Origin of the sequence: Rhizobium sp. YTUHZ044 (genome assembly GCF_051123975.1) — a bacterium.
In the GTDB taxonomy this organism is placed as follows: domain Bacteria; phylum Pseudomonadota; class Alphaproteobacteria; order Rhizobiales; family Rhizobiaceae; genus Rhizobium.
The window spans coordinates 255,715-275,846 of sequence record NZ_CP101426.1 but is presented as its reverse complement, the minus strand read 5'-3'; the positions used below and the strand labels follow the sequence as shown (position 1 = coordinate 275,846).

Annotated in this window: 18 protein-coding genes; 11 read left to right on the top strand and 7 right to left on the bottom strand. The window is 61.6% G+C overall.

Going from position 1 to position 20,132, the window contains the following annotated elements:
• The 3 genes from NL154_RS01345 (at position 1) to NL154_RS01335 (ending at position 3,903) form a co-directional block, all read left to right on the top strand.
• Positions 1-378: a hypothetical protein gene (locus NL154_RS01345; protein ID WP_210629228.1), complete on the top strand. Its 378-nt coding sequence runs from the start codon at positions 1-3 to the stop codon at positions 376-378.
• Positions 379-463: 85 nt separating this feature from the next.
• Positions 464-3,013 carry a protein translocase subunit SecD gene (secD, locus tag NL154_RS01340; RefSeq protein ID WP_210629229.1) on the top strand — a complete coding sequence of 850 codons (2,550 nt, stop codon included), beginning with the start codon at positions 464-466 and terminating at the stop codon, positions 3,011-3,013.
• A 173-nt stretch (positions 3,014-3,186) separates the two neighbouring features.
• Positions 3,187-3,903 (top strand): sensor histidine kinase, encoded by a 717-nt coding sequence (locus NL154_RS01335; protein ID WP_221145982.1) that lies wholly within the window; start codon positions 3,187-3,189, stop codon positions 3,901-3,903.
• Between the two features lie 136 nt (positions 3,904-4,039).
• On the opposite strand, the gene NL154_RS01330 is transcribed toward NL154_RS01335, so the two are convergent.
• The 3 genes from NL154_RS01330 to NL154_RS01320 form a co-directional block, all read right to left on the bottom strand.
• Positions 4,040-4,477, bottom strand: a complete 438-nt coding sequence (locus NL154_RS01330; RefSeq protein WP_434733457.1) for a response regulator — start codon at positions 4,475-4,477, stop codon at positions 4,040-4,042.
• A 28-nt stretch (positions 4,478-4,505) separates the two neighbouring features.
• Entirely contained in the window at positions 4,506-5,210 is a 705-nt protein-coding gene (locus NL154_RS01325; RefSeq protein WP_221153977.1) for a helix-turn-helix transcriptional regulator, read from the bottom strand.
• 478 nt (positions 5,211-5,688) lie between these two features.
• On the bottom strand, positions 5,689-6,066 hold the full coding sequence (locus NL154_RS01320; protein ID WP_221145980.1) for a response regulator: 378 nt from the start codon (positions 6,064-6,066) through the stop codon (positions 5,689-5,691).
• 194 nt (positions 6,067-6,260) lie between these two features.
• Here NL154_RS01320 and NL154_RS01315 point away from each other — a divergent pair, with 194 nt between their 5' ends.
• The 4 genes from NL154_RS01315 to NL154_RS01300 are packed head-to-tail and all read left to right on the top strand — an operon-like array spanning position 6,261 to position 12,121.
• Positions 6,261-8,405, top strand: coding sequence for a sensor histidine kinase (locus NL154_RS01315; RefSeq protein WP_434733456.1), 2,145 nt, complete (start codon positions 6,261-6,263; stop codon positions 8,403-8,405).
• Positions 8,392-8,817 carry a response regulator gene (locus NL154_RS01310; RefSeq protein ID WP_210629235.1) on the top strand — a complete coding sequence of 142 codons (426 nt, stop codon included), beginning with the start codon at positions 8,392-8,394 and terminating at the stop codon, positions 8,815-8,817. The genes NL154_RS01315 and NL154_RS01310 overlap by 14 nt, the downstream gene beginning before the upstream one ends.
• 4 nt (positions 8,818-8,821) lie before the next feature.
• Positions 8,822-10,417 carry a response regulator gene (locus NL154_RS01305; RefSeq protein WP_434733455.1) on the top strand — a complete coding sequence of 532 codons (1,596 nt, stop codon included), beginning with the start codon at positions 8,822-8,824 and terminating at the stop codon, positions 10,415-10,417.
• 21 nt (positions 10,418-10,438) lie between these two features.
• Entirely contained in the window at positions 10,439-12,121 is a 1,683-nt protein-coding gene (locus tag NL154_RS01300; protein ID WP_434733454.1) for a VOC family protein, read from the top strand.
• On the opposite strand, the gene NL154_RS01295 is transcribed toward NL154_RS01300, so the two are convergent.
• The 3 genes from NL154_RS01295 to NL154_RS01285 all read right to left on the bottom strand — a co-directional run bounded on the left by NL154_RS01295 (position 12,087) and on the right by NL154_RS01285 (position 15,079).
• Positions 12,087-12,992 carry a DMT family transporter gene (locus NL154_RS01295; protein ID WP_210629238.1) on the bottom strand — a complete coding sequence of 302 codons (906 nt, stop codon included), beginning with the start codon at positions 12,990-12,992 and terminating at the stop codon, positions 12,087-12,089. The two genes, NL154_RS01300 and NL154_RS01295, sit on opposite strands and share 35 nt — an antisense overlap.
• Positions 12,993-13,102: 110 nt before the next feature.
• A complete protein-coding gene (locus tag NL154_RS01290; RefSeq protein ID WP_434733453.1) occupies positions 13,103-14,587 on the bottom strand; it encodes an FAD/NAD(P)-binding protein in 1,485 nt (494 codons plus the stop codon).
• Positions 14,588-14,650: 63 nt separating this feature from the next.
• Positions 14,651-15,079, bottom strand: coding sequence for an OsmC family protein (locus NL154_RS01285; protein ID WP_210629240.1), 429 nt, complete (start codon positions 15,077-15,079; stop codon positions 14,651-14,653).
• Between the two features lie 144 nt (positions 15,080-15,223).
• Here NL154_RS01285 and NL154_RS01280 point away from each other — a divergent pair, with 144 nt between their 5' ends.
• From NL154_RS01280 to ligD, 4 genes are all read left to right on the top strand, one after another.
• Entirely contained in the window at positions 15,224-15,484 is a 261-nt protein-coding gene (locus NL154_RS01280; protein WP_210629241.1) for a hypothetical protein, read from the top strand.
• A gap of 72 nt (positions 15,485-15,556) precedes the next feature.
• On the top strand, positions 15,557-15,787 hold the full coding sequence (locus NL154_RS01275; RefSeq protein ID WP_210629242.1) for a DUF2188 domain-containing protein: 231 nt from the start codon (positions 15,557-15,559) through the stop codon (positions 15,785-15,787).
• Positions 15,788-15,805: 18 nt separating this feature from the next.
• Complete coding sequence (locus NL154_RS01270; protein WP_434733452.1) at positions 15,806-16,657, top strand: Ku protein; 852 nt, start codon at positions 15,806-15,808, stop codon at positions 16,655-16,657.
• A 1-nt stretch (position 16,658) separates the two neighbouring features.
• Positions 16,659-19,169 (top strand): DNA ligase D, encoded by a 2,511-nt coding sequence (ligD, locus tag NL154_RS01265; protein ID WP_434733451.1) that lies wholly within the window; start codon positions 16,659-16,661, stop codon positions 19,167-19,169.
• A gap of 102 nt (positions 19,170-19,271) precedes the next feature.
• Here the strand turns inward: ligD and NL154_RS01260 are convergent, their stop codons facing one another.
• A complete protein-coding gene (locus NL154_RS01260) occupies positions 19,272-20,075 on the bottom strand; it encodes a Ku protein (RefSeq protein WP_434733450.1) in 804 nt (267 codons plus the stop codon).
• Between the last annotated feature and the right edge of the window lie 57 nt (positions 20,076-20,132).

Sequence of the window (20,132 nt, the reverse complement as noted above, 5' to 3'; positions counted from 1 at the left end):
ATGGAGCTGGACCAGCACCGTCTGACGAGCCGTATCGCCGCTTCCCTCCTCTTCGCCATTCTTGCCTATATCGGCCTGCTTTTCGGCGGCAATCTCATTGAGCCGGCGACCGCCGTCAACACGCTTTCCTCTTCCGGCCGCGATCCCCAGCCGCAGCAACTGAGCGCGCGCGAAGCCGTGCGCGGGGTGCTTGTCGCCGAGCGCAAGCTTGCGCCGAAACAGACCGGCTACGACGCCGGACCGCCGGCCCTTGCCGCCGCCCCTGCTGTCGACTTTACCGGCTGGGACATTGCCGCTCCTCTTGCGGCATTCGAGCCTGCGCTTCATCAGGCAGTTTCCAGGACCCATCAGGCGCGCGCACCGCCGATCGTCGCCTGAGGCCTGCGCCGAGCGGCGCTTCCGACCATTGACGACATGCCGCCAGCGCCCGGGCGCCGGCCCTCGATTATCTAAGGAATACAACATGCGTACTTCACCATGGCTGGTGTTCACCTATACGGTGATCATCGTGATCGGCTTATTCATCGCCCTGCCGAACGTCCTGCCGCAGTCCACCCTCCAGCGCATTCCGGCATGGCTGCCGCATGAGCAGGTGTCACTCGGCCTCGACCTTCGCGGCGGTTCGCACCTCGTCCTGGAAGTCGACGAAGCGGACCTGACCAAGGAGCGGCTGCAATCGCTGCTTCAGGACGCCCGCCGCGTCCTGCGCGAAAAGGGCATCCAGCCAAAGGCCGTCGTGCGCAGCCAGAACCAGATCGTCGTGACGCTCGCCGATGCCGCGCAGAGCGATGCGGCTGTCACCGATCTGAAGACGCTTGCCAACCCGATCAGCACCGGCCTCAGCGCCGGCCAGGCAGATCTCAATGTCACCGCAAACGGAGCGACCATCACTGTCGGCTTCTCGCCGGCCGGCATCTCCGCCAATGTCGACAATGCCGTCCAGCAGAGTCTTGAAGTCATCCGCCAGCGCGTCGACCAGGTCGGCGTGTCCGAGCCGACCATCCAGCGCATCGGCGGCAACCGCGTGCTCGTCCAGCTTCCGGGCGCGCAGGATCCGTCGCGCCTGCGTGAACTTCTGGGCTCCACGGCAAAGATGTCGTTCCACATGCTGGCGCCGAACAACCAGCCCGGCCCCGGCGTCACCATGCTGCAGGACGACGAAGGCAGATCCTATCCGGTGCTCGATCGTGTCGAAATCTCCGGCGACCGCCTTTCGGATGCCCGCGTCAGCTTCGATCCCAACACGCGCGAACCCATCGTCAGTTTCCGCTTCGACAGTGCCGGCGCCACCCGCTTTGCCGAGATCACCCGCCAGAATGTCGGTAGTCCCTTTGCCATCGTCCTTGACAACAAGGTGCTGAGCGCTCCCGTCATCCGCGAGCCGATCACCGGCGGTTCCGGCCAGATCTCCGGCAACTTCTCGGCCGACAGCGCCACGACTCTTGCCGCCATGCTGCGCGCCGGCGCCCTGCCCGCCAAACTGACTGTTATCGAAGAGCGCACGGTCGGCGCCGATCTCGGCGCTGACGCCATCAAGATGGGCATCTATTCCGGCATCGTCGGCTTCGCCCTTGTTGCCGCCTTCATCTTCGTTCTCTACGGCACCTGGGGCATCCTCGCCAATGTGGCGCTGCTGATCCACACGATCCTGACCTTCTCGGCCCTGACTCTGGTCGGCGCGACGCTGACGCTGCCCGGCATTGCCGGTGTCGTTCTCGGCATCGGCCTTGCGGTCGACGCGAACGTCCTCATCAACGAGCGCATTCGAGAAGAGACCCGCAAGGGCAAGGGCGCCTTTGCCGCCATCGACACGGGCTTCAATCGTGCCTATTCGACCATTATCGACGGCAATATGACGGCCCTGATCGCTGCGGCCATCCTGTTCTGGTTCGGTTCCGGACCGGTTCGCGGCTTTGCCGTGACCATGGCGCTCGGCCTGATCATCTCGATGTTCACCTCGGTTGCCTTCGTTCGCGTCGCGATGATCGAGATTACCCGCCGCCGCAGGTTCAAGGTACTGAACATCCGGCCGTTGATCCCCTTCAGCCCTTATGACAAACACATCCAGTTCATGAAGGCGCGCTTCTTCGGCGTCACCGTTTCGGCGCTGCTTTCGATTGCCTCCGTCGTGCTCTTCATCCATCCCGGACTCAACTACGGCGTCGATTTCCGCGGCGGCATCCAGATGTCGGTCAAGACGAAAGAGGCGGCCGATCTTGCGAAGTTCCGCGAGGGACTTGATAGTCTCGGCCTCGGCGAAATCACGCTACAGACCTTTGGCGACAACAACAGCATTCTCGTTCGGGCGCAGCGGCAGGAAGGCGGCGAGGAGGCGCAGACGGCTGCGGTGACCAAACTGAAGGCCGAAGTCGCCAAGATCGATCCGAGCGCTACCGTCGAAGGTACCGACGTTATCGGCCCGAAGGTCAGCGGCGAGCTTGCCTCGGCCGGTATCCTGTCGGTCGTGATCGCCAGCTTCGCGATGCTCATCTATATCTGGGCGCGGTTCGAATGGCCGTTTGCCGTCGGCGCCATCGTTACGCTGGTGCTCGACGTCACCAAGGCGATCGGCTTCTTCGCAATCACCGGCCTCGACTTCAACCTCACGGCCATTGCCGCCATCCTGACGCTCGTCGGCTATTCGGTGAACGACAAGGTCGTCGTCTACGACCGCATGCGCGAAAACATGCGGCTCTACAAGTCGATGCCGCTGCGCGAGATCATCGACAAGTCGATCAACGAGACCCTGGCGCGAAGCCTTTACACCAACGCGACGGCCTTCCTCGCCCTGGTGCCGATGGCGATCTGGGGCGGCAGCGCCGTTTCGAGCTTTGCGATCCCGATGGTCTTCGGCATTCTGGTGGCCGGCGCCTCGTCGATCTTCATCGCCGCACCGATCCTGCTGTTCCTCGGCGACTGGCGCCGCCGCCACGCCAAGGCGGCACTGGCAACCGATACGGCAGCCGAAATCATCCCGCCGGAAGAGGGCCGCTCGCGCAAGTCGGTGAGCTGAAAAACGGGTTGTTAACGTATCCTTGAAGAGGGCGCCGGTTGCAGAGCCGGCGCCCTCTTTTTATTGTTGCCTATTGCCAGGATAAAATTGTGCAGCAATTCAAGATATTACAGCGTCCGTCGCGCGGCTGAAAAAGGCGCGCGACGCCGCAGCAGAGATCGGGAAACCGCCAGATGTCACCCAACCCGGCGAAACCGCCTGAGACCAATATTGCCGGCGATAACGAGGAGCGCATCAAGCGCTTTCTCGCAACCGCCTCGCACGACCTGCAATCGCCGCTGCGCCATATCGCCATGTATGCCGAGCTGCTGCTCGACGATCTCGAGGAGACACTCGACGGCGAACAGCTTCAGAGCCTCAAGATGATCCTGGAAAAGGCGCAAGCCGCACAACGCCTCACCAAGGCACTGATGAGCCTTGCCGGTGGAACACCACAGGTAACGCCCGAAAAGGTCGACCTGAAGGCCTTGGCCGAGAAAATCTGGGGCGACCTCATCGATGAGACGGGGGCTCGCGACGCGACGTTCGCCAGTAAGGGACTCCCCTCCATCCGCACCGACCCCGCGCTGTTCGGACTGGTGCTGAGGCAGCTCATGTCCAACGCACTCACCTATCGGAACTCATCGCCGCCGCATGTGGCGATGACGGCGGAACAAGAGGGGGCGAACTGGTTCGTCCGGATTTCCGATAACGGGATAGGCATCGATCCTGCTTATCGAGAACGGATCTTCGAGCCGTTCTGGAAATTGCCGAAGGCGGGGGCAGCCCCCGGCGCCGGCCTTGGCCTGACGACGGCGCAGGAACTTCTGAAGGCGCTTGGCGGCGATATCAGTCTCGAGCATTCCGACGAAACCGGCAGCCGCTTCACCATTCGCCTTCCCGCCGGCTAAGCAACCTATTGCAATCGCTCAGCTTCGTTTGCCGTGCTTGAAGCGCATTGCGATCTCAGATTCGCTGGACGTGCTTCCAGTCCTTTTCTGCGCATGCCGCTACCGCAAAACGTTCGCGCTATTTTGCGCGCCACGCTCAAATGCTGTAATCGTCCTTCCAGAAATCCGGGACATCATAGTTCACATATTCGCGGATGATGTGCTGCAGCGTCTGAACGTCGATTTCGTCCTTGCCGATGCGGAAGTCGACGCCGTAATCCGGGAATTCCTGGAAATAGCCACCCGATATGTCGGTCGAGACGACGCCGATCGGGCCGGTATAGCCGATGCCGCGCAACTCCGGCACCGTCTCGCGGAAATCGGCATTGGGCAGAAGGCGATTGTCGAGCAGGATGAGATCGAAGCGCGCCGCGCGGACCTTTTCCAATGCGTCTCCGATCGACGGCGAATATTCGACTTCGACCGCCGGCTCGGAGAGATCTGCGATCTTCTTTTTGAGCGCGCGGAATTCGATGAACTCGTCATCGACAAAGAGAACCTTTACGGCATTCTGTCGGACCGTTCTGGTGATCATTTCATTTTCCCAGTCCCGAAGCCAATTTTCACGAAACCAACCCATTCCTCAGGGCGATCGCCACCATGTGGACGCGGTTCACGGCGTCGAGCTTACGCGCGGCCGCAGTGATATGCGAATTGACCGTATGTTCGGACAGACCGAGAATGATGGCGATTTCGGCCGAGGTCTTGCCTTCGCTGGTCCATTTGACGATTTCCGATTCGCGCTGGGTCAACCGTCCGGACATCTCAGGCGTCAGGATTTCCTCGTAGAGCTTGTCGAAAATGCGCATGGCATCCAGAAGCATGTCGGCGATCTCACCCTGATCCGGCTCTTCACGCTCGCCGCTCAGCACGAGGCAATATCGCCGCCCTTCGGGCGTGAACAGCGGAATGAAGAGGAAGACGCCGCTGCGGAACTCGTTGAAAAGCAGATCGGAGGGAAAGGTGTCCGGCTGCGCGCTCCTGCCATGGACGGGCGTCGCCAAAAACTGGGCGCTCTTTGCCCGGACGGTCCCGAGCGCCTCCCTCAACGTCGCAATGAAAAGGCCGACCCGTCGCTCGGCGACATTGGTGATAACGATATCGCGCTCGCCGAAAGGAGTCGAAGCCTCGGAAATGCGGGCAAGCGCGAAATTGTCGAAGTGGTAATGCTGCGCCGCCGCTTTCAGCAGACGGAAAAAATCGGTGCGGTTAATCGCCCGGCTCAGCTCCGGTCCGGCATGAAAAGGAGTTGCCGCGGCATTGTTCATTCCCACTCTTCCTCTCCTCCCGCCATGCCCCCGATCCCCAAATCTTGGGATATACGTCTTAAACGCGAACAGCTACAAAAATTGCGAGACGGTTGATGAGAGATATCGAAACGGGGACTTTCGGTATACAAGGCGGATATCATCAAATGCCTCAACTACAGGTGATGCACGGGCAGATATACTGAGGGGCAGTAATTCTTACCTGGGTATCGTAAATCTTCGCGCGTTCAACATCCATGAATGCGAGAAGGCAGTGCCAGACGTAAGCGCGAGAGAGCCGATAGGCCCATTCAGCTAAGGGGTTGGCTGGAAGTTCGTGGCGGCGAACACGGGTCAATCGGTTCTCTCAGCGCTTACTTTTTGTTCCGTCCTTTTCGCTTCGGTTGCATCTTGAAATGCACACTCCGCCTTGTCAATTGCGGTTTGTCACTTCGCCCGGACGAACGCCAGGAAACGCACCATTCGGTTTCGCTGTTTCCTACACTTCCAGATTGAGAAGGATCGCGGCGAGGTCAAGCGGCTTCTCAAGGTAAAGATCGGCACCGGCTTCGAACGCGCGCGCGCGATCCTCATCGGCATCCGATCCGCTGCAGATGGCGAGACGCATCGTTCTGAAACGATCATCCCCGCGCAGGCTGCTTACCAGGCCAATGCCGCTGTCGAGGGGCATGTAGAGATCGGCGACCAGCAGCTCCGGCGGGGCCCAGCCTTCCGCCACGCGCTGCTTCAGCGCCTCCAGCGCCGTCTCGCCCGTCGAGAAACAAAATAGATCGACGTCTATCTGCTGCTTCTTGCGGATATAGTCGAGATAGAAGAGATCGTCCCTGCTGTCGTCGACGTAAACTATCGTAGGCATGCGGCACCGTGATCTGGGTATTGTTCGAATGAACCTCGTTGTCTTCCGACGTCACGATATCGCGATTTCACGAAAATTCGATCTGCCCGATCGAAAAATCATTTCGGAAAAAGCGCGATGGCGGCGTCCACTGCCTATTGAGTATTCCTCGATTTCGGAAAAAATGGCCGCGCGAACCGAGAGAGGATACACGGGTGCAGGATAAGGGCAACGTGGACCTGCAGGACCAGCGGAGGCGATGGCGCTACCGTGCCTTCGCGATTGCGGTCGGTTGCCTGCTGTTCCTTCTCGGGGTGAGCGCCCTTGCCGGCTGGCTGTTGCAGATCAAGCTCATCATTTCGCTCTTCCCCGGCTTTCCGTCGATGGCCTTCAACACCGGGCTCTGCTTCATACTGTCCGGCCTAGGGCTTGCCGCATCGACGTTTTCCGCCCGTCGCTTTCTTACAATGGCAACTGTCATGACTGGGTTTGCAGCGGCGATCGCGGCAGCCCGGCTCGTGGAAATCGTCACCGCCGGCCGGACCGTCCACTATGTCGACCAGTTGATCACTGGCTGGGTGATTCCGCCCGATTTCATCGCAGAGATCGGCGGCGGCATGGGACCCAATACAGCGCTGATCTTTCTGATCGCCAATCTTTCGCTGCTGCTCTCGCTTCATGTGGAAAAGTCTGGAAATCAGGTGGTGCAGGAGCTGACCGCCTATGTCGTCGTCACGCTCGGCATGATCGCGCTCGCCGGCTATCTCACCGACGCCGAACAGGGCTACCGCTGGGGCCCCTATGCGGCGATGGCTTTGCACACGGCGATCGGAATGGTGCTTTTCGGCGCGGGCCTGCTTGCCCGCTCCTGGTGGATGCAGCCGACAAACCGGGCGCAGATTCCGCTCTGGATTCCGGCGGCGGTCTGCTTCACCGGCCTTGTCGTCGATCTCTATACGCCGCTCGGCCTTGCCAACGGCATTCTTTATGTGCCGCTGGTGCTGACGGCCCTCTGGTTCGGCAACAGGAATGCGCCGCTCTTCTTCGCCTTTGCCTGCACCGTGCTCCTCATGCTCGGCTTCTTCGCCGTCAGGCATGACGAGGCGGCATTCTGGCAGGAGATCGCCAACCGCACCATCACCGCTGCCACCCTCTGGCTGATCGCCATCCTTATCTTTTATTTCCTGCGCAACAACAACAACCTGGAAGCCGAACGCGTTCGCTTCGGCGCGCTGGCGCGCAGCACGCCGGATGCCGTCCTCGTCATCGACGGACGTGGAACGATCAAGAGTTTCAATCCGGCAGCCGAGATCATGTTCGGCTATTCGCCGCAGGAAACGATCGGCCGGAACATCAAGATGCTGATGCCCGAGCCTTATCATTCCGAGCATGACGGCTATCTCTCCCATTACCGGCAGACCGGCGAGGAACGTATCATCGGAACGACGCGGATGGTCTCCGGTCGGCGCAAGAACGGCATCGTCTTCCCGATCGAAGTGTCCATCAGCGTTGTCGTCAGCGGCGAGACCAAGACCTTCGTCGGCATCGTACGCGATATCAGCGAGCGCGTGCGGCAGGAAGAACGGATGAAAACGACGCTTGCCCAGCTCGAGGCCTATACGGCGGAGCTCGAGCGCAGCAACCACGACCTGGACGAATTCGCCTATATTGCCTCGCATGATCTGAAGGAGCCGCTGCGTGGCCTGCACAACCACTCGCGTTTCCTCCTCGAGGATTATGAGGACAAGCTCGACGTGGACGGCGTGCGCCGGCTGAACCGGCTCGTGCGTCTCAGCCAGCGGATGGAGAAGCTCGTCAACGACCTGCTCTACTTCTCCCGGCTCGGTCGGCAGCAGCTGGCAGTCAAACGCACCGATATCGGCCTGATCGTCAAGGATGTGGTCGCGACGATGGAGCTGTTGCTGGAAGAGCGGCATGCCAGGGTCGTCACCGACGGCCGGCTGCCTGACGTGGTCTGCGACGCGCCGCGGCTGACCGAAGTGTTCCGCAATCTCATCACCAATGCGATCAAATACAACGACAAGCCGGCGCCGTTAGTCTCGATCGGCTATCTCGAACGGTTCGTCGGCAAGGACGGCACGGTTGCCCGCAACGTGTTTTTCGTTAGGGATAACGGCAAGGGAATACCCCAGGAATTCCATGAGGACATTTTCCGCATTTTCAAACGGCTCGAAAAGTCGCAGGATTCCGAAGACGGGACCGGAGCAGGCCTCACCTTCGTCCGCAAGATCATCGCGCGGCACAACGGCGATATCTGGCTGGAGTCCGAAGTCGGCGTCGGCACCACGTTCTATTTCACCCTGGGAAGAAAGCGCGAGGGGCAGAATGCAGCAGCGTGACACGCAACCGATCTTGATCGTCGAAGACAGTGAAGACGATTTCGAAGCGACGATGCGCGCCTTCAAACGGACCAACCTGCGCAACTCGATCCGATGGGCCGCCTCGGGTCAGGAAGCCCTCGACATGCTCGCCGTGATGGCGCCGAAACCAGGGCTGATCCTGCTCGATCTCAACATGCCGGGTCTCGATGGCCGCAAGACGCTGCAGGCGATCAAGTCGAACGACGGCTGGCGCAAGATCCCGGTGGTGATCCTGACGACGTCAGACGATGAACGCGACATCGAAGGCTGCTACGCGCTCGGCGCCAACACCTATGTGCAGAAGCCGGTCGATCTCGACGGCCTCTTCGCCGCGATCCAGCGGCTGAAGGAATACTGGTTCGAAATCGCGATCCTGCCGCTCGAGGACTGACAGTTTGGCGGAAGACTGCTGCATTCTCATCATCGACGACAACATCGACGACCGCGAGGTCTATCGCCGCATCCTTCGACGTGTCTCCAGCACGGCCTATACCGTCCTCGAGGCGGAGACCGGTGAAGAGGGACTTGCGCTGAACAGCCGGAAACGGCCGAACTGCATCCTACTCGACTATTCGCTGCCGGGGCGCGACGGACTCGGCGTTCTTGCCGATATATTGGAGGACGATCCCGCCGCAAACGTCATCATGCTGACCGGCCAGGGCAGCGAAACCGTCGCCGTCGAGGTGATGAAGAGCGGCGCGCGCGACTATCTCACCAAGGATTCCCTTTCACCCGAAACGCTGCATCGCTGCATCCAGAACGCCATCATGCACGGCATGCTGGAAGGCCAGCTGGAGCAGAAGCGGCAATCGCTGGAGATCTTCACACGCGCCATGGCGCATGATCTGAAGGAGCCGCTGAGGACGATCAAGTCCTTCAGCCGGATCCTGCACGGTTCTGCAGTGCTTCCGGCGGAAGACCGCGAGCTGCTCGATTATGTCCTGAGCGCCGCCGACCATATGGAAGACCTGATCGTCAAGGTTTCGAACTTCACCAAGCTCGAAGCCTATGGCGGGCCGGAGTTGACGCCGGTCTCGCTGTCTGATGTGCTCGACCAAGTGGAGAACAATCTGCGCCAGCAGATGGAGAGCCGCGGGGCCGTCATCATCCGCGGGCCGCTGCCGGAGGTGATGGGCGATGCGACACTGCTGACCCAGCTTCTCCAGAACCTGGTGTCGAATGCCATCCGCTACTGCGATCAAAAGGTTCCGGAGGTCCAGATCTCGGGCGAAGCGCATGGGAATAGCTGCCGCCTGACGGTGCGTGACAATGGACCGGGCATCGATCCCCAGCACCGCGAGTTGATCTTCCAGCCGTTCAAACGGCTCGTCGGCCGCGGCATCGAGGGCACCGGGCTCGGCCTTGCCATCTGCCGACGCATCGCGCAGCTGCATGGCGGCTCGATCTGGTGCGAACCGGAGAAGGGACCTGGCGCCACCTTCGTCGTCGAGATGCCGCTCGCCGCGGCACGGCCCGCGCCGCCCGCCGCATCAGCCGTTCCGCCGAGCCTGAAGCCGGCGGATCAGCCGGGCGAGGGTTCCGGCAGGCTTGCCGAGGTGCTGCTGGTCGAAGACAGTCCCGCCGACATCCAGATTCTGAAGATCAAGCTGATGCGGCGGGAGAAGGTGGCCTTCAACCTGCATGTCGCCACCAATGGGCGCGAGGCGATGCGGCTGCTCGAAGAGCGCGCCGGCATAGCCGACGTCCCGCAGATCGACCTGATGCTGCTCGACATCAACATGCCGATCATGGATGGTTTCGAGGTGTTGAACGCGCTTTCGGCCGATGCCCGTCTGAAACGGATTCCCGTCTGCATTCTCAGCACCTCAAGCGATGAGACCGACATGCAGCGGGCCAGAAATCTCGGCGCGCGCGCCTATATGGTGAAGCCGCCGACCCTGCAGCAACTGGAAGAGGCGCTCGAAGATGTCGACCATCTGGAACTGCTCCAGCGCGGCGATTCGCTTGCGCTTTGCGCGGAACAAAACTAAGCGGTGGTCATTGGCAACGGTATGACTTTCGCAGCTCTCATACTCGCGCTCCTGACGACGCCGCTTCAATCAGGACTGCTCTCGATGGTATCAGGCATACATCACGTTACAGCCATCACCCGAAAGGTGCAGGCGAACGTGGATTTTTACGCCGGCTTTCTCGGCATGCGGCTCGTCAAGCAGACGGCCGGCTACGAGGATGCGACGCAGCTCCATCTCTTCTACGGCGATTCGGCAGGCACGCCGGGTTCGCTCGTCAGCTTCCTCGTCTGGGAAGATGGCGCGCCCGGCCGGGCGGGCTACGGCCAGATCAGCGAAATTTCGCTGGCGATCGATCCGGCGAGCATCGGCTACTGGCTGACGCGCGCCATGAGCTTCGGCCTGCGCTCGGAAGGACCCGCCGATGAATTCGGCGAGCCTGTTCTGAGGCTGAAGGATCCCGATAACATCATCCTCAAGCTCGCGGGCGCAAAGGACCTGACATCGCCGGCTGTCTGGGACGGCGCCGCGATCCCGGTCGGGCATGCCGTCCAGCGGGTGCGCGGCGCAACCGTGCTGACGGAAAAGCCGGCGGAGAGCCGCAGCTTCCTCGAGCGCCATTTCGGCTACCGCTTCCTGGCCAACCGCGGCACGATCGACAGGCTGGTGTCGCAATCGGGCGATGTCATCGATGTGCGCGATGCACGCGGCTTCTGGTCCGGTGCGCCGGGGACCGGCACGGTCGATCATGTCGCTTTCCGGGCCGCCGATGAGGAGGCGCTGCTTTCGGTATCCAAGGCGCTGGAGAAGACCGATGCATCGCCGACCAACATGCACGACCGCAAGTATTTCCGCTCGCTCTATGCCCGCGAGCCCGGCGGCACGCTGGTGGAGCTTGCAACCGACAAGCCCGGCATGACTGTTGACGAAGAGCATGCAGCCCTCGGCACCAAGCTCTTCGCGCCGCCGGAAGCGATCACCAATCTCGACGACCTCAAGGTGGTTCTGCCGCAATTTTCGTTGCCCGGCCAGCCGCGCATCAATTACCGCGAGCTGCCGTTCGTTCATCGCTTCTACACGCCGCCGAATCCTGACGGCAGTGTCTTCGTGCTTCTGCACGGCTCGGGCGGCAATGAGACGACGCTGATGCCGCTCCTCAACAAGGCGGCACCGCGCGCAACACTGATGGGCGTGCGGGGCCGGGCGACGGAAGAAGGCTTTCCGCGCTGGTACAAGCGCATTACACCCTTCTCTTTCGACCAGAACGACATCAAGACCGAGGCCGAAGCCTTTGCGGCCTTCATAGAAGGCGCCGTCAAATCCTACGGCCTCGATCCGAAGAAGATCGTCTATGTCGGCTATTCCAATGGCGCCAACCTCTTGAACTCGCTGCTCTACCTGCATCCGAACCTCGTTCACAAGGCGGTACTGCTGCGCTCCATGCCTGTGCTCAGTGACTATCCGCATGCCGATCTGAAGGGCACGGACCTGCTCGTCATCAGCGGCAAGACCGATGCCTACGGCAAATATGCGAGCGACCTGGAGGAACGGCTGAAGAGTTCCGGCGCCACCGTCGATTCCGACGTCATCCCCGGCGGCCACGATCTCGGCGACGCCGATGTGCCGATCATTCAAAAGTGGCTGCTTCAGAGAATGGGGGACGATCCAGCGCCGCTGGAGCAGCAGGCGGTCAGGCCGGCGAGCGAGCCGTTCGGGCAACCATGATGCCGGCGAGCACCACCCCGGCGCCCAGCGCCTGCATCGTCCCGATCGCCTCGTCGAGCAGCGCCCAGGCGAGGATTGCGGCGACGACCGGCTGCAACAGCAGCGTCAGCGATGAAAAGGCGGGCGGCAGATAGGCCAGCGCATAGGTGATCGCCACCTGCCCGCCGGCATGACTGACAAAGGCGAGGCCGAAGAGGATCGACCAGCCGTAGAGGGTCGCCGGCAGCATCTGCCCTTCGAAGAAGAAGGCGATCGGGAAGATGCAGACGGCAGCCGATGCCGTGCTCCACAGCATGATGCGGATCGTATCGAACCGGCTGCGCAGCCTGCCGATCGCCAGGATATAGCAGGCATAGAAGAAAGCGGCGATCATCGCGGTGCCGTCGCCGCTCAAGCCGCCATTGCCGAGCCCTGCCGGTCCGCCTTTTAGGATAACGACGCCGGCAAGCGCCAGGACCAGCCCCAGCAGGAAAACACCGCTGGTTCGCGCCTTGAAAAACAGGACGGCGATCAGCGTGACGAAAACAGGCGCGAGGTTTGCGAGCAGCGTCGCGTTGGCGACCGAGGTCATGGTGAGCGAAAGATGCCAGGCGGCGAGGTCGAGCGCCAGCATGAGGCCCGGAAGAACCAGCAGCCCATAATCGGAAAGGCTTTGCGGCTTCGGCCCCCTATCCTTCTTCATGAGCGAGACGATGAAGATCGGGATCAGCGCCAGCGCCACACGCCAGAAGGCAGTGGCCATCGGCCCGGCTTCGGACAGCCGAACGAAGATCGGCGAGCCGCCGATCGCCGCCCCGCCGACAACAAGAGCGGCCAGCGCCAGACGGTTGGAAGGCGAGGCTTCGGAGAGAGTGGAAGCGGTCTGCGACATGGTCTCGATTTTCTTGATTGCCCGAACATTGGCGGCGGGCCATTGACTGGAGCGTGCGTAGCAGAAGTCATGTGCCGGCGACAGTCGAAGAACGACATCGGAACGGAAAATCAGGCCGGGCGGGTGTTCGTCTCGGCCAGCCGCAGCTTTGCGGCGATTTCGCCTGCAACGAAGAAGGCATGCTCGGTCACCTGCGGCAGCCCCATCAGTTCGCCGAAAGTGCCGCGCGCCAGTGGACCGGAGATCAGTAGCGAAGGATCCGCCTTTCCCGACGGGCCGATCGCCTCCGACTGCTCGGTGCAGGCAAGGCCGAGGCCTGTCGGGTCAAGCGACAGGTGGCCGCTTGCAGCAAGCGCCGCGAGCCAGGGCTGAGTTTCGAGAATGCCGCCATGCGCCGGGCCCGTGGTGACGACGACGGCGTCATAGCTCCGCTCCAGGGACTGACGCCGATGGCGCGGCTGCAGGGTGCAAAGAACAAGCTCTCCTTCAATGCGCGCATCGGCGACCGACCCGGCAAGGACTTCCAGGCGGCCGGCGGCAATCGCCGCGTCGAGCACGGCTTCCACCTGCGGCGCGATGCGAAAGCGATGCACATCCCAATAGGGACGCAGATGGCGGACGAGACGGCGCCGTTCGGCGATCGGCAGCGCCTGCCAGAGTTCGTATCCCTGCGCCCGCACCTGATCAATCACGCCGTGCCAACTTATGCCCTGCGCCTTCGCGGCCTCTATGTCGGCGCGGATCCTGACAAGCAGCGCAAGGGCGGAATGCGCGGCCTGGGAGACGAAGTCTCCAAAGAGCTGCTGCGGTTCCGGCGAATGGCCGCGCGAACGCAGGCCGCGGCGCGAGATCGCCGTCACAGGGCCATCATGACCGCACTCGGCAAGAGAGGCGATGACATCGGCGGCCGTCAAGCCGTTGCCGATGACCAGCACCCGGTCATGCCGACGGATAACGCCGAGCGCGCCCGGCTTGGTGGTATCGGCGACGAAGCGGGGATGGGCGGCCAAGCTGGCGGCAAGCCGGCCCGGCGCTGCCGGCGGCGGATGGCTGGTGGCGATCGCAACTATATCGGCCTCCGTCACCCCGCCTTTGTCGTCCTGGATCGACCAGCGGCCGCCCCGGCGCTCGAGACCGGTCACGCGGGCGCGGTTGTGGAGCACGACGCCCTCTTCCAGCAGCGGTTTCAGCAGGGAGGCGACATATTCGCCGAAGAGCCGGCGCCGGGGGAAGAGCATGCCGTCCGGTTGCCTCGCCCCCGGATCGTCCGCGACGGCGTCGCGAGCTTCGATCCAAGCCTGGAATTCGCCCAGGTCGTCGGGCTGCAGGCTCATCTTGGCGGCGGGAACATTGATACGGTGCGCCGGATCGTCCGTGTCATAGGCAAGGCCGCGGCCGAGCTCCGCGCGCGGTTCGAAGACCATGATGATGGGGCGCTCACCGCAATTTGCCCTGGCGAGATGATAGGCGACGCCCGCGCCGGAGAGGCCGCCGCCGATAATGGCGACGACGGATCGTTCGGACTTCGGGAGAGGCTTCGGATGCATGACGGCCGGGATATTCACTTGCGATGGCCGAGAATAAATGCCGGACATTTCCCGCGCAATCTCCCTCACCGCGAATTGTCTATAAATTTTATTGGGTTTCGAGTGCGACCTCTATCCCACTATCGTGGTCGAGAATTCGGGATTGCCGCGGATGGTGTTGCTGACTGTGCAGATCTCCTCTTCGGCAGCATCGACGATCTTGCGGCGGGTCTCTTCGTCGACATCGCCCTTGATCGAGAAGACGATGTTGAATTTTGCAACGCGTGAGAGCCCTTCCGCCGCCTTCTCGCCGGTGACGTCGGCGGTGATCTCGCTGATCCTGTCGAGAACCCCCATCTGACTGGCTGCAATGCGGGCGCTGAGCACGAGACAGGCCGAGAGCGAGGCATAGAGCAGATCGAGCGGGCTGAAGCCCGGCTGAGAAGGGGCGGTGACGATATCGATCTCACCCTTGGTGGTGGACGTGACATGCGGAAAGCCGGTACGGCCGAGAGTGGCGATAGCACCTGTCGGACGGGGGCGAGCCTTGAGATCGGCCATGAAAAGATCCTCTGACAACAGCCTCGCAGAAATAGCGAGTTACGCCTCGGCCCGCAATGACGGCGCGATGCTTGGTAACGGAACCTTTCCTTCCGTCATCAGTTGACTACACCTGAACGAAATCAGTGACAAAGGTGCATAACGATGCCGCATGCCCGCAACATGCATCGTCAGGACCGGCGGATGGACGCCCGCGACCGGCTGATTGTCGCGCTCTATGCACAGCTGAAGGCCGAGCGGGAAACGCGCGAGACGCTGGAATGGGCCATCCGCAACGGCGCCATCTCGCAGGAGGTGCTTGAGGCTATCGCGGCCGATCCGGTTCCCGTCGTCACCAGCGAGGACATCGCCTCCCTGGAGAAAATCATCGCGCTCGATGAAAGACGCAAACCACATCGGAACTAGGCGTGATGCCGAAGCGTGCGCGGTTTTCGACCGGCATCATGCCGCCATCGAACTGAAAAGAGGAGATCCGAAATGGCTGACATCACCTATCAGGTCGTGCCGCATGACAATGGCTGGGCCTACAAGCTCGGCGACACGTTGTCGGAAACCTATGCGACGGCTGAGGAAGCGATTGTCCACGCCAAGGATGCTGCGTCACGTCAGAAAATCGGCGATGGCGACGCGTTGCTCGCCTATCCTTCACCCGATGGCGGCTGGGCGTTTCAGGAACTCGAAACAGATAAGAGCAACAGTCGTCTGTGATTTGCAACGGAGGATGGCATGGCCGCGCGGGCAAGCTGGAAAGGTCATCTGAAGGTAGGCGACCTTGCTTGCGCCGTCGGGCTCTATACCGCCATCTTCTCCTCGGACCGGGTTTCCTTCAACATCATCAACCGCAGGACGGGACACCGGGTGGAACGGCAATTCGTCGACAGCGAGACCGGCAAACCGGTCGAGCGGGACGAGCAGGTCAAAGGTTATCAGATGGAGAATGGCGACTACGTCGTCATCGAAGGAGACGAGATCGCAGAGATCGTGCCGGAGAGCGACAAGCTGCTCAACGTCAAAGCTTTCATCGCCTATGACGATATCGACAAGCTTTATTTCGATCGTCCCTATTACCTCGCACCTGTCGACGAACATGATGAGGAGGCGCTGTCGCTGATCGTCCGCAGCATGCGCGACGGCAAGGTCGCGGCGCTCGCCGAAGCCGTGCTTTTCCGGCGCATCCGAACGCTGCTGATCCGGCCTCATGACGGCCACATCATCGCGACCACGCTGAACTTCGACTATGAGGTGCGCTCGGCCGACTCGGTCTTCAAAGACATTCCCGACGTCAAGTTCGACAAGGAGATGCTCGAACTCGCCGGTCACATCATCGAAACCAAGCGCGGCAGCTTCGATCCGAGTGCCTACGAGGATCGCTACGAAGCGGCCCTCGTCGAACTGGTGAAAGCAAAGATCGAGGGCCGGGCAGCGCCGAAGAAGGAACCGGCGCCGGAAGGCAAGGTCGTCGACCTGATGGAGGCGCTGCGCCAAAGCGCGGGGATGAGCGGCAAGACGGCGAAGAAGGCGTCGGCAAAGAAGAAGGCGCCGGCGCGCAGCGATAGCCTAAGGAAGAAGGCAGGCTGAGATGGCCCTCGAGACCTATGAGGCGAAGCGCAATTTCAAACTCACTCCGGAGCCACGTGGTCGCTTGGGCCGCAGCAGCGGCAACAGTTTCGTCATCCAGAAGCATGATGCAACGAGGCTGCACTATGACTTCCGCCTGGAGATGGATGGGGTGCTGAGGAGCTGGGCCGTGACCAAAGGGCCGAGCCTCAACCCCGAGGACAAGCGCCTTGGCGTACACGTCGAAGATCACCCGCTTTCCTATGGCGATTTCGAAGGCATCATTCCAAAAGGTCAATATGGCAGCGGCACTGTCATCGTCTGGGATCGCGGCACTTGGACGCCCCTCGGCGATGCGCGCAAGGACTATCGCGAGGGCCATATGGAATTCGAGCTCGATGGCGAAAAGCTGAAGGGCCGCTGGCACCTCGTGCGCATGCATGGCCGGCCCGGGGAAAAGCGGGAGAACTGGCTGCTGATCAAGGGAGATGATGCCGCGGCGCGCCACGACGGCGACATTCTTCAGGAGCGGCCGGAATCGGCAAAGACCGGCCGCCGGCTCGAAGAGGTGGCGGGAAATCCGGATACGACCTGGACCTCCAAGTCGAAAGACGGCAAGCCGGCTGCCGCTAAAAGACCGGCTTCAAAGGCCGAAGCCGCCGCACCAGGAGAACGCGACTGGCCGAAGGGTGCTCGCAAGGCCGCAATGCCCGATTTCATCGAACCGGCGCTTGCCAGGTTAAAGACGAAGCCGCCGGCTGGTGATCGCTGGATCCACGAGATCAAGTTCGACGGCTACCGGCTGCAGGTCAGGGTCGAGAACGGCAAGGTCAGAATGTTGACCCGCAGCGGCCTCGACTGGACGGAGAAATTCGGCAGCGAGGTGCTCGAGGCCTTTGCCGCCCTGCCGGTGCAATCGGGGGTGATCGACGGCGAAATCGTCGTCGAGCGCGATAGCGGCGCCTCGGATTTCTCGGCGCTCCAACGCGATCTGAGCGAGGGCCGCGACGATCGCTTCGTCTTCTATGCCTTCGATCTTCTCCACCTCGACGGCCACAGCCTGGTGAATGTGGCGCTCACCGATCGCAAGCAGCTGCTCGAAAGCCTGCTGCCCGACAATAACGACAAGCTGCGCTACAGCGCGCATTTCAACGAAAGCGGCGGCCTGGTGCTTGACCATGCCTGCCGGCTCAGCCTCGAAGGGGTGATTTCCAAACTGCGCGATAGCAAATACACGTCGGGACGCAAAGGCGATTGGATCAAATCGAAATGTTCGCACCGGCAGGAATTCGTCATCGGCGGCTACGTGCCGTCGACATCGATGAAGAATGCGATCGGCTCGCTGGCGATGGGCTATTACCAGGACGGCGAACTCAAACATGTCGGGCGCGTCGGCACCGGATATACGGCGGCAACCGCGCGGATGCTTTATGAGAAACTGTCGGGCCTGACGCAGAACGAGACGTCATTTGACGACAAGCTGACATCGGAGGAGCGGCGCGGTCTGATCTATGTGAAGCCGCAGCTGGTTGGCGAGGTCGAGTTCCGCGCCTGGTCGGCCGATGGCAATCTGCGCCATGCCGCCTTCCGCGGTCTGCGAGAAGACAAGCCTGCGAAGGACGTGACGCGCGAGACGGAAAAGACCATGGCCCCTGCTCTGCCGAAATCGGCTGTGACACTCACCCATCCCGACCGCTTCTACTGGCCGGACGAGGGCGTTACCAAGGAGGGGCTGGCGAATTATTACGCCCAGGTCTGGCGCTTCATGGCGCCTTACGTCGTCAACCGGCCGCTGGCGCTCCTGCGCCTGCCGGACGGGATCAATGGCCGGCAGCGGTTTTTCCAGAAGCACGCCTGGAAGGGCATGAACCCGCATATCCAGGAGATTACCGATCCCAAGGACAGGCAGGGGGAGAAGCTGCTCAGAATTACCGATTTCGACGGGATCGTGGCGCTGGTGCAATCGGCCGCGCTGGAAATCCACCCCTGGGGCACAACGACCGACAATTGGGAAAAGCCCGATATGATCACCATGGACTTCGATCCCGATGACGGGGTGGCGTGGGCAGATGTGATCGCCGCTGCTTACCAACTGAAGGAGCGGCTGGAGGCCGAAGGCCTCGCCGCCTTCGTCAAGACCTCGGGCGGCAAGGGGCTGCATGTGGTGACGCCGCTCACGCCGAAGGCCAGCTGGGCCGAAGTGAAGGGTTTCGCCAAGTGGCTCGCCGACAGCATGGCCGCCGACGATCCCGACCGCTATCTGGCGACGGCAACGAAGGCCAAGCGCAAGGGGAAGATCTTCATCGACTATCTCCGCAACGGCCGCGGAAATACGGCGGTCGCGCCTTATTCGACACGGGCACGGCGAGGCGCCGCGGTCTCGATGCCGCTGGAGTGGAGCGAACTCACCGCCGACGTCGGACCGGCCTATTTCACGGTGGACAATACGCCGACGCGGCTCAACGCGTTGCCGCGAGATCCCTGGGACGGATTTTTCGCTGCAGCGAAACCGTTGGAAAAGAAGAAGCGTTAGAGCGTAAAATCATCCCGCTCTGACCTTTTGGATTTGCGCAATTCCAGGCAAAGCGCTTCGCTTTGCCTGGGAAAACCGCTTCGCACTTTTCCTGGAATTGCTCTAACGCGACTTCCGCCCGCTTTGCGAAACCAGGCTCTTCTTCAGCGCATCCATGATGTTGATGACGTTGCCGGTCGATTTTTCCGGTGCGGTTTTTTTGGCAGGCGCTGCCTTCTTCAGGCTCTTCTGTTTGCCGCGGATCATCGATTTCAGGCGCTTCTGGATCGGGTCCTGCACCATGGCCGGGCTCCAATCCTTCGTCTCTTCCTTCACCAGCCGCTTCATCAGCGTCAGCAGCTTGCTGTCGATCTCCGCCTTGTCGTCGATTTCGGCCGACGGTTCGCGCACCTCGTCGCCATAGCGCAGGGTCCAGAGCACGATGCCCTTGCCTTGCGGCTCCAGGAGCACGACGCGCTCGCGCCGATAGAGAACAAGGCGGGCAATGCCGACGACGTCGTTCGCCTTCATCGCCTCGCGGATGACGCAGAAGGCTTCCACGCCGACTTTGTCCTCCGGCGCCAGGAAATGCGGCTTGTCGTACCACACCCAATCGATCGAGCCACGCGGTACGAAGCTGTCGATATCGATGGTGCGGGTGCTGTCGAGCCCGACTTCCTCGATCTCCTCGTCTTCGAGAAGAACATAATCGTCCTCGCCGCGCGGATAGCCCTTGACCTGGTCCCTGTCGGCCACTGGTTTATGGGTAACGCTGTCGACATAGCGGCTTTCGACCCGGTTTTTCGTCTGGCGATTGAGGACGTGGAAACGCAACTTGTTGCTTTCGGTCGTTGCCGGCGTCAGCGAAACGGCGGCGGTGACGAGCGAGAGCTTGAGATAACCTTTCCAGAACGCCTGACGTGCCACGACTGTCCTGCCCTCCCGGACCGATGGAACTTGGCAGTCAACGGCAAAACCGGCCTT

What these genes read in the sequence shown, in the direction of transcription:
- NL154_RS01345 (WP_210629228.1), top strand. Translation starts at nt 1, where the DNA reads ATGGAGCTGGACCAGCACCGTCTGACGAGCCGTATCGCCGCTTCCCTC.
- secD (WP_210629229.1), top strand. Translation starts at nt 464, where the DNA reads ATGCGTACTTCACCATGGCTGGTGTTCACCTATACGGTGATCATCGTG.
- NL154_RS01335 (WP_221145982.1), top strand. Translation starts at nt 3,187, where the DNA reads ATGTCACCCAACCCGGCGAAACCGCCTGAGACCAATATTGCCGGCGAT.
- NL154_RS01330 (WP_434733457.1), bottom strand. Translation starts at nt 4,477, where the DNA reads ATGATCACCAGAACGGTCCGACAGAATGCCGTAAAGGTTCTCTTTGTC.
- NL154_RS01325 (WP_221153977.1), bottom strand. Translation starts at nt 5,210, where the DNA reads ATGAACAATGCCGCGGCAACTCCTTTTCATGCCGGACCGGAGCTGAGC.
- NL154_RS01320 (WP_221145980.1), bottom strand. Translation starts at nt 6,066, where the DNA reads ATGCCTACGATAGTTTACGTCGACGACAGCAGGGACGATCTCTTCTAT.
- NL154_RS01310 (WP_210629235.1), top strand. Translation starts at nt 8,392, where the DNA reads ATGCAGCAGCGTGACACGCAACCGATCTTGATCGTCGAAGACAGTGAA.
- NL154_RS01300 (WP_434733454.1), top strand. Translation starts at nt 10,439, where the DNA reads ATGACTTTCGCAGCTCTCATACTCGCGCTCCTGACGACGCCGCTTCAA.
- NL154_RS01295 (WP_210629238.1), bottom strand. Translation starts at nt 12,992, where the DNA reads ATGTCGCAGACCGCTTCCACTCTCTCCGAAGCCTCGCCTTCCAACCGT.
- NL154_RS01290 (WP_434733453.1), bottom strand. Translation starts at nt 14,587, where the DNA reads ATGTCCGGCATTTATTCTCGGCCATCGCAAGTGAATATCCCGGCCGTC.
- NL154_RS01285 (WP_210629240.1), bottom strand. Translation starts at nt 15,079, where the DNA reads ATGGCCGATCTCAAGGCTCGCCCCCGTCCGACAGGTGCTATCGCCACT.
- NL154_RS01280 (WP_210629241.1), top strand. Translation starts at nt 15,224, where the DNA reads ATGCCGCATGCCCGCAACATGCATCGTCAGGACCGGCGGATGGACGCC.
- NL154_RS01275 (WP_210629242.1), top strand. Translation starts at nt 15,557, where the DNA reads ATGGCTGACATCACCTATCAGGTCGTGCCGCATGACAATGGCTGGGCC.
- NL154_RS01270 (WP_434733452.1), top strand. Translation starts at nt 15,806, where the DNA reads ATGGCCGCGCGGGCAAGCTGGAAAGGTCATCTGAAGGTAGGCGACCTT.
- ligD (WP_434733451.1), top strand. Translation starts at nt 16,659, where the DNA reads ATGGCCCTCGAGACCTATGAGGCGAAGCGCAATTTCAAACTCACTCCG.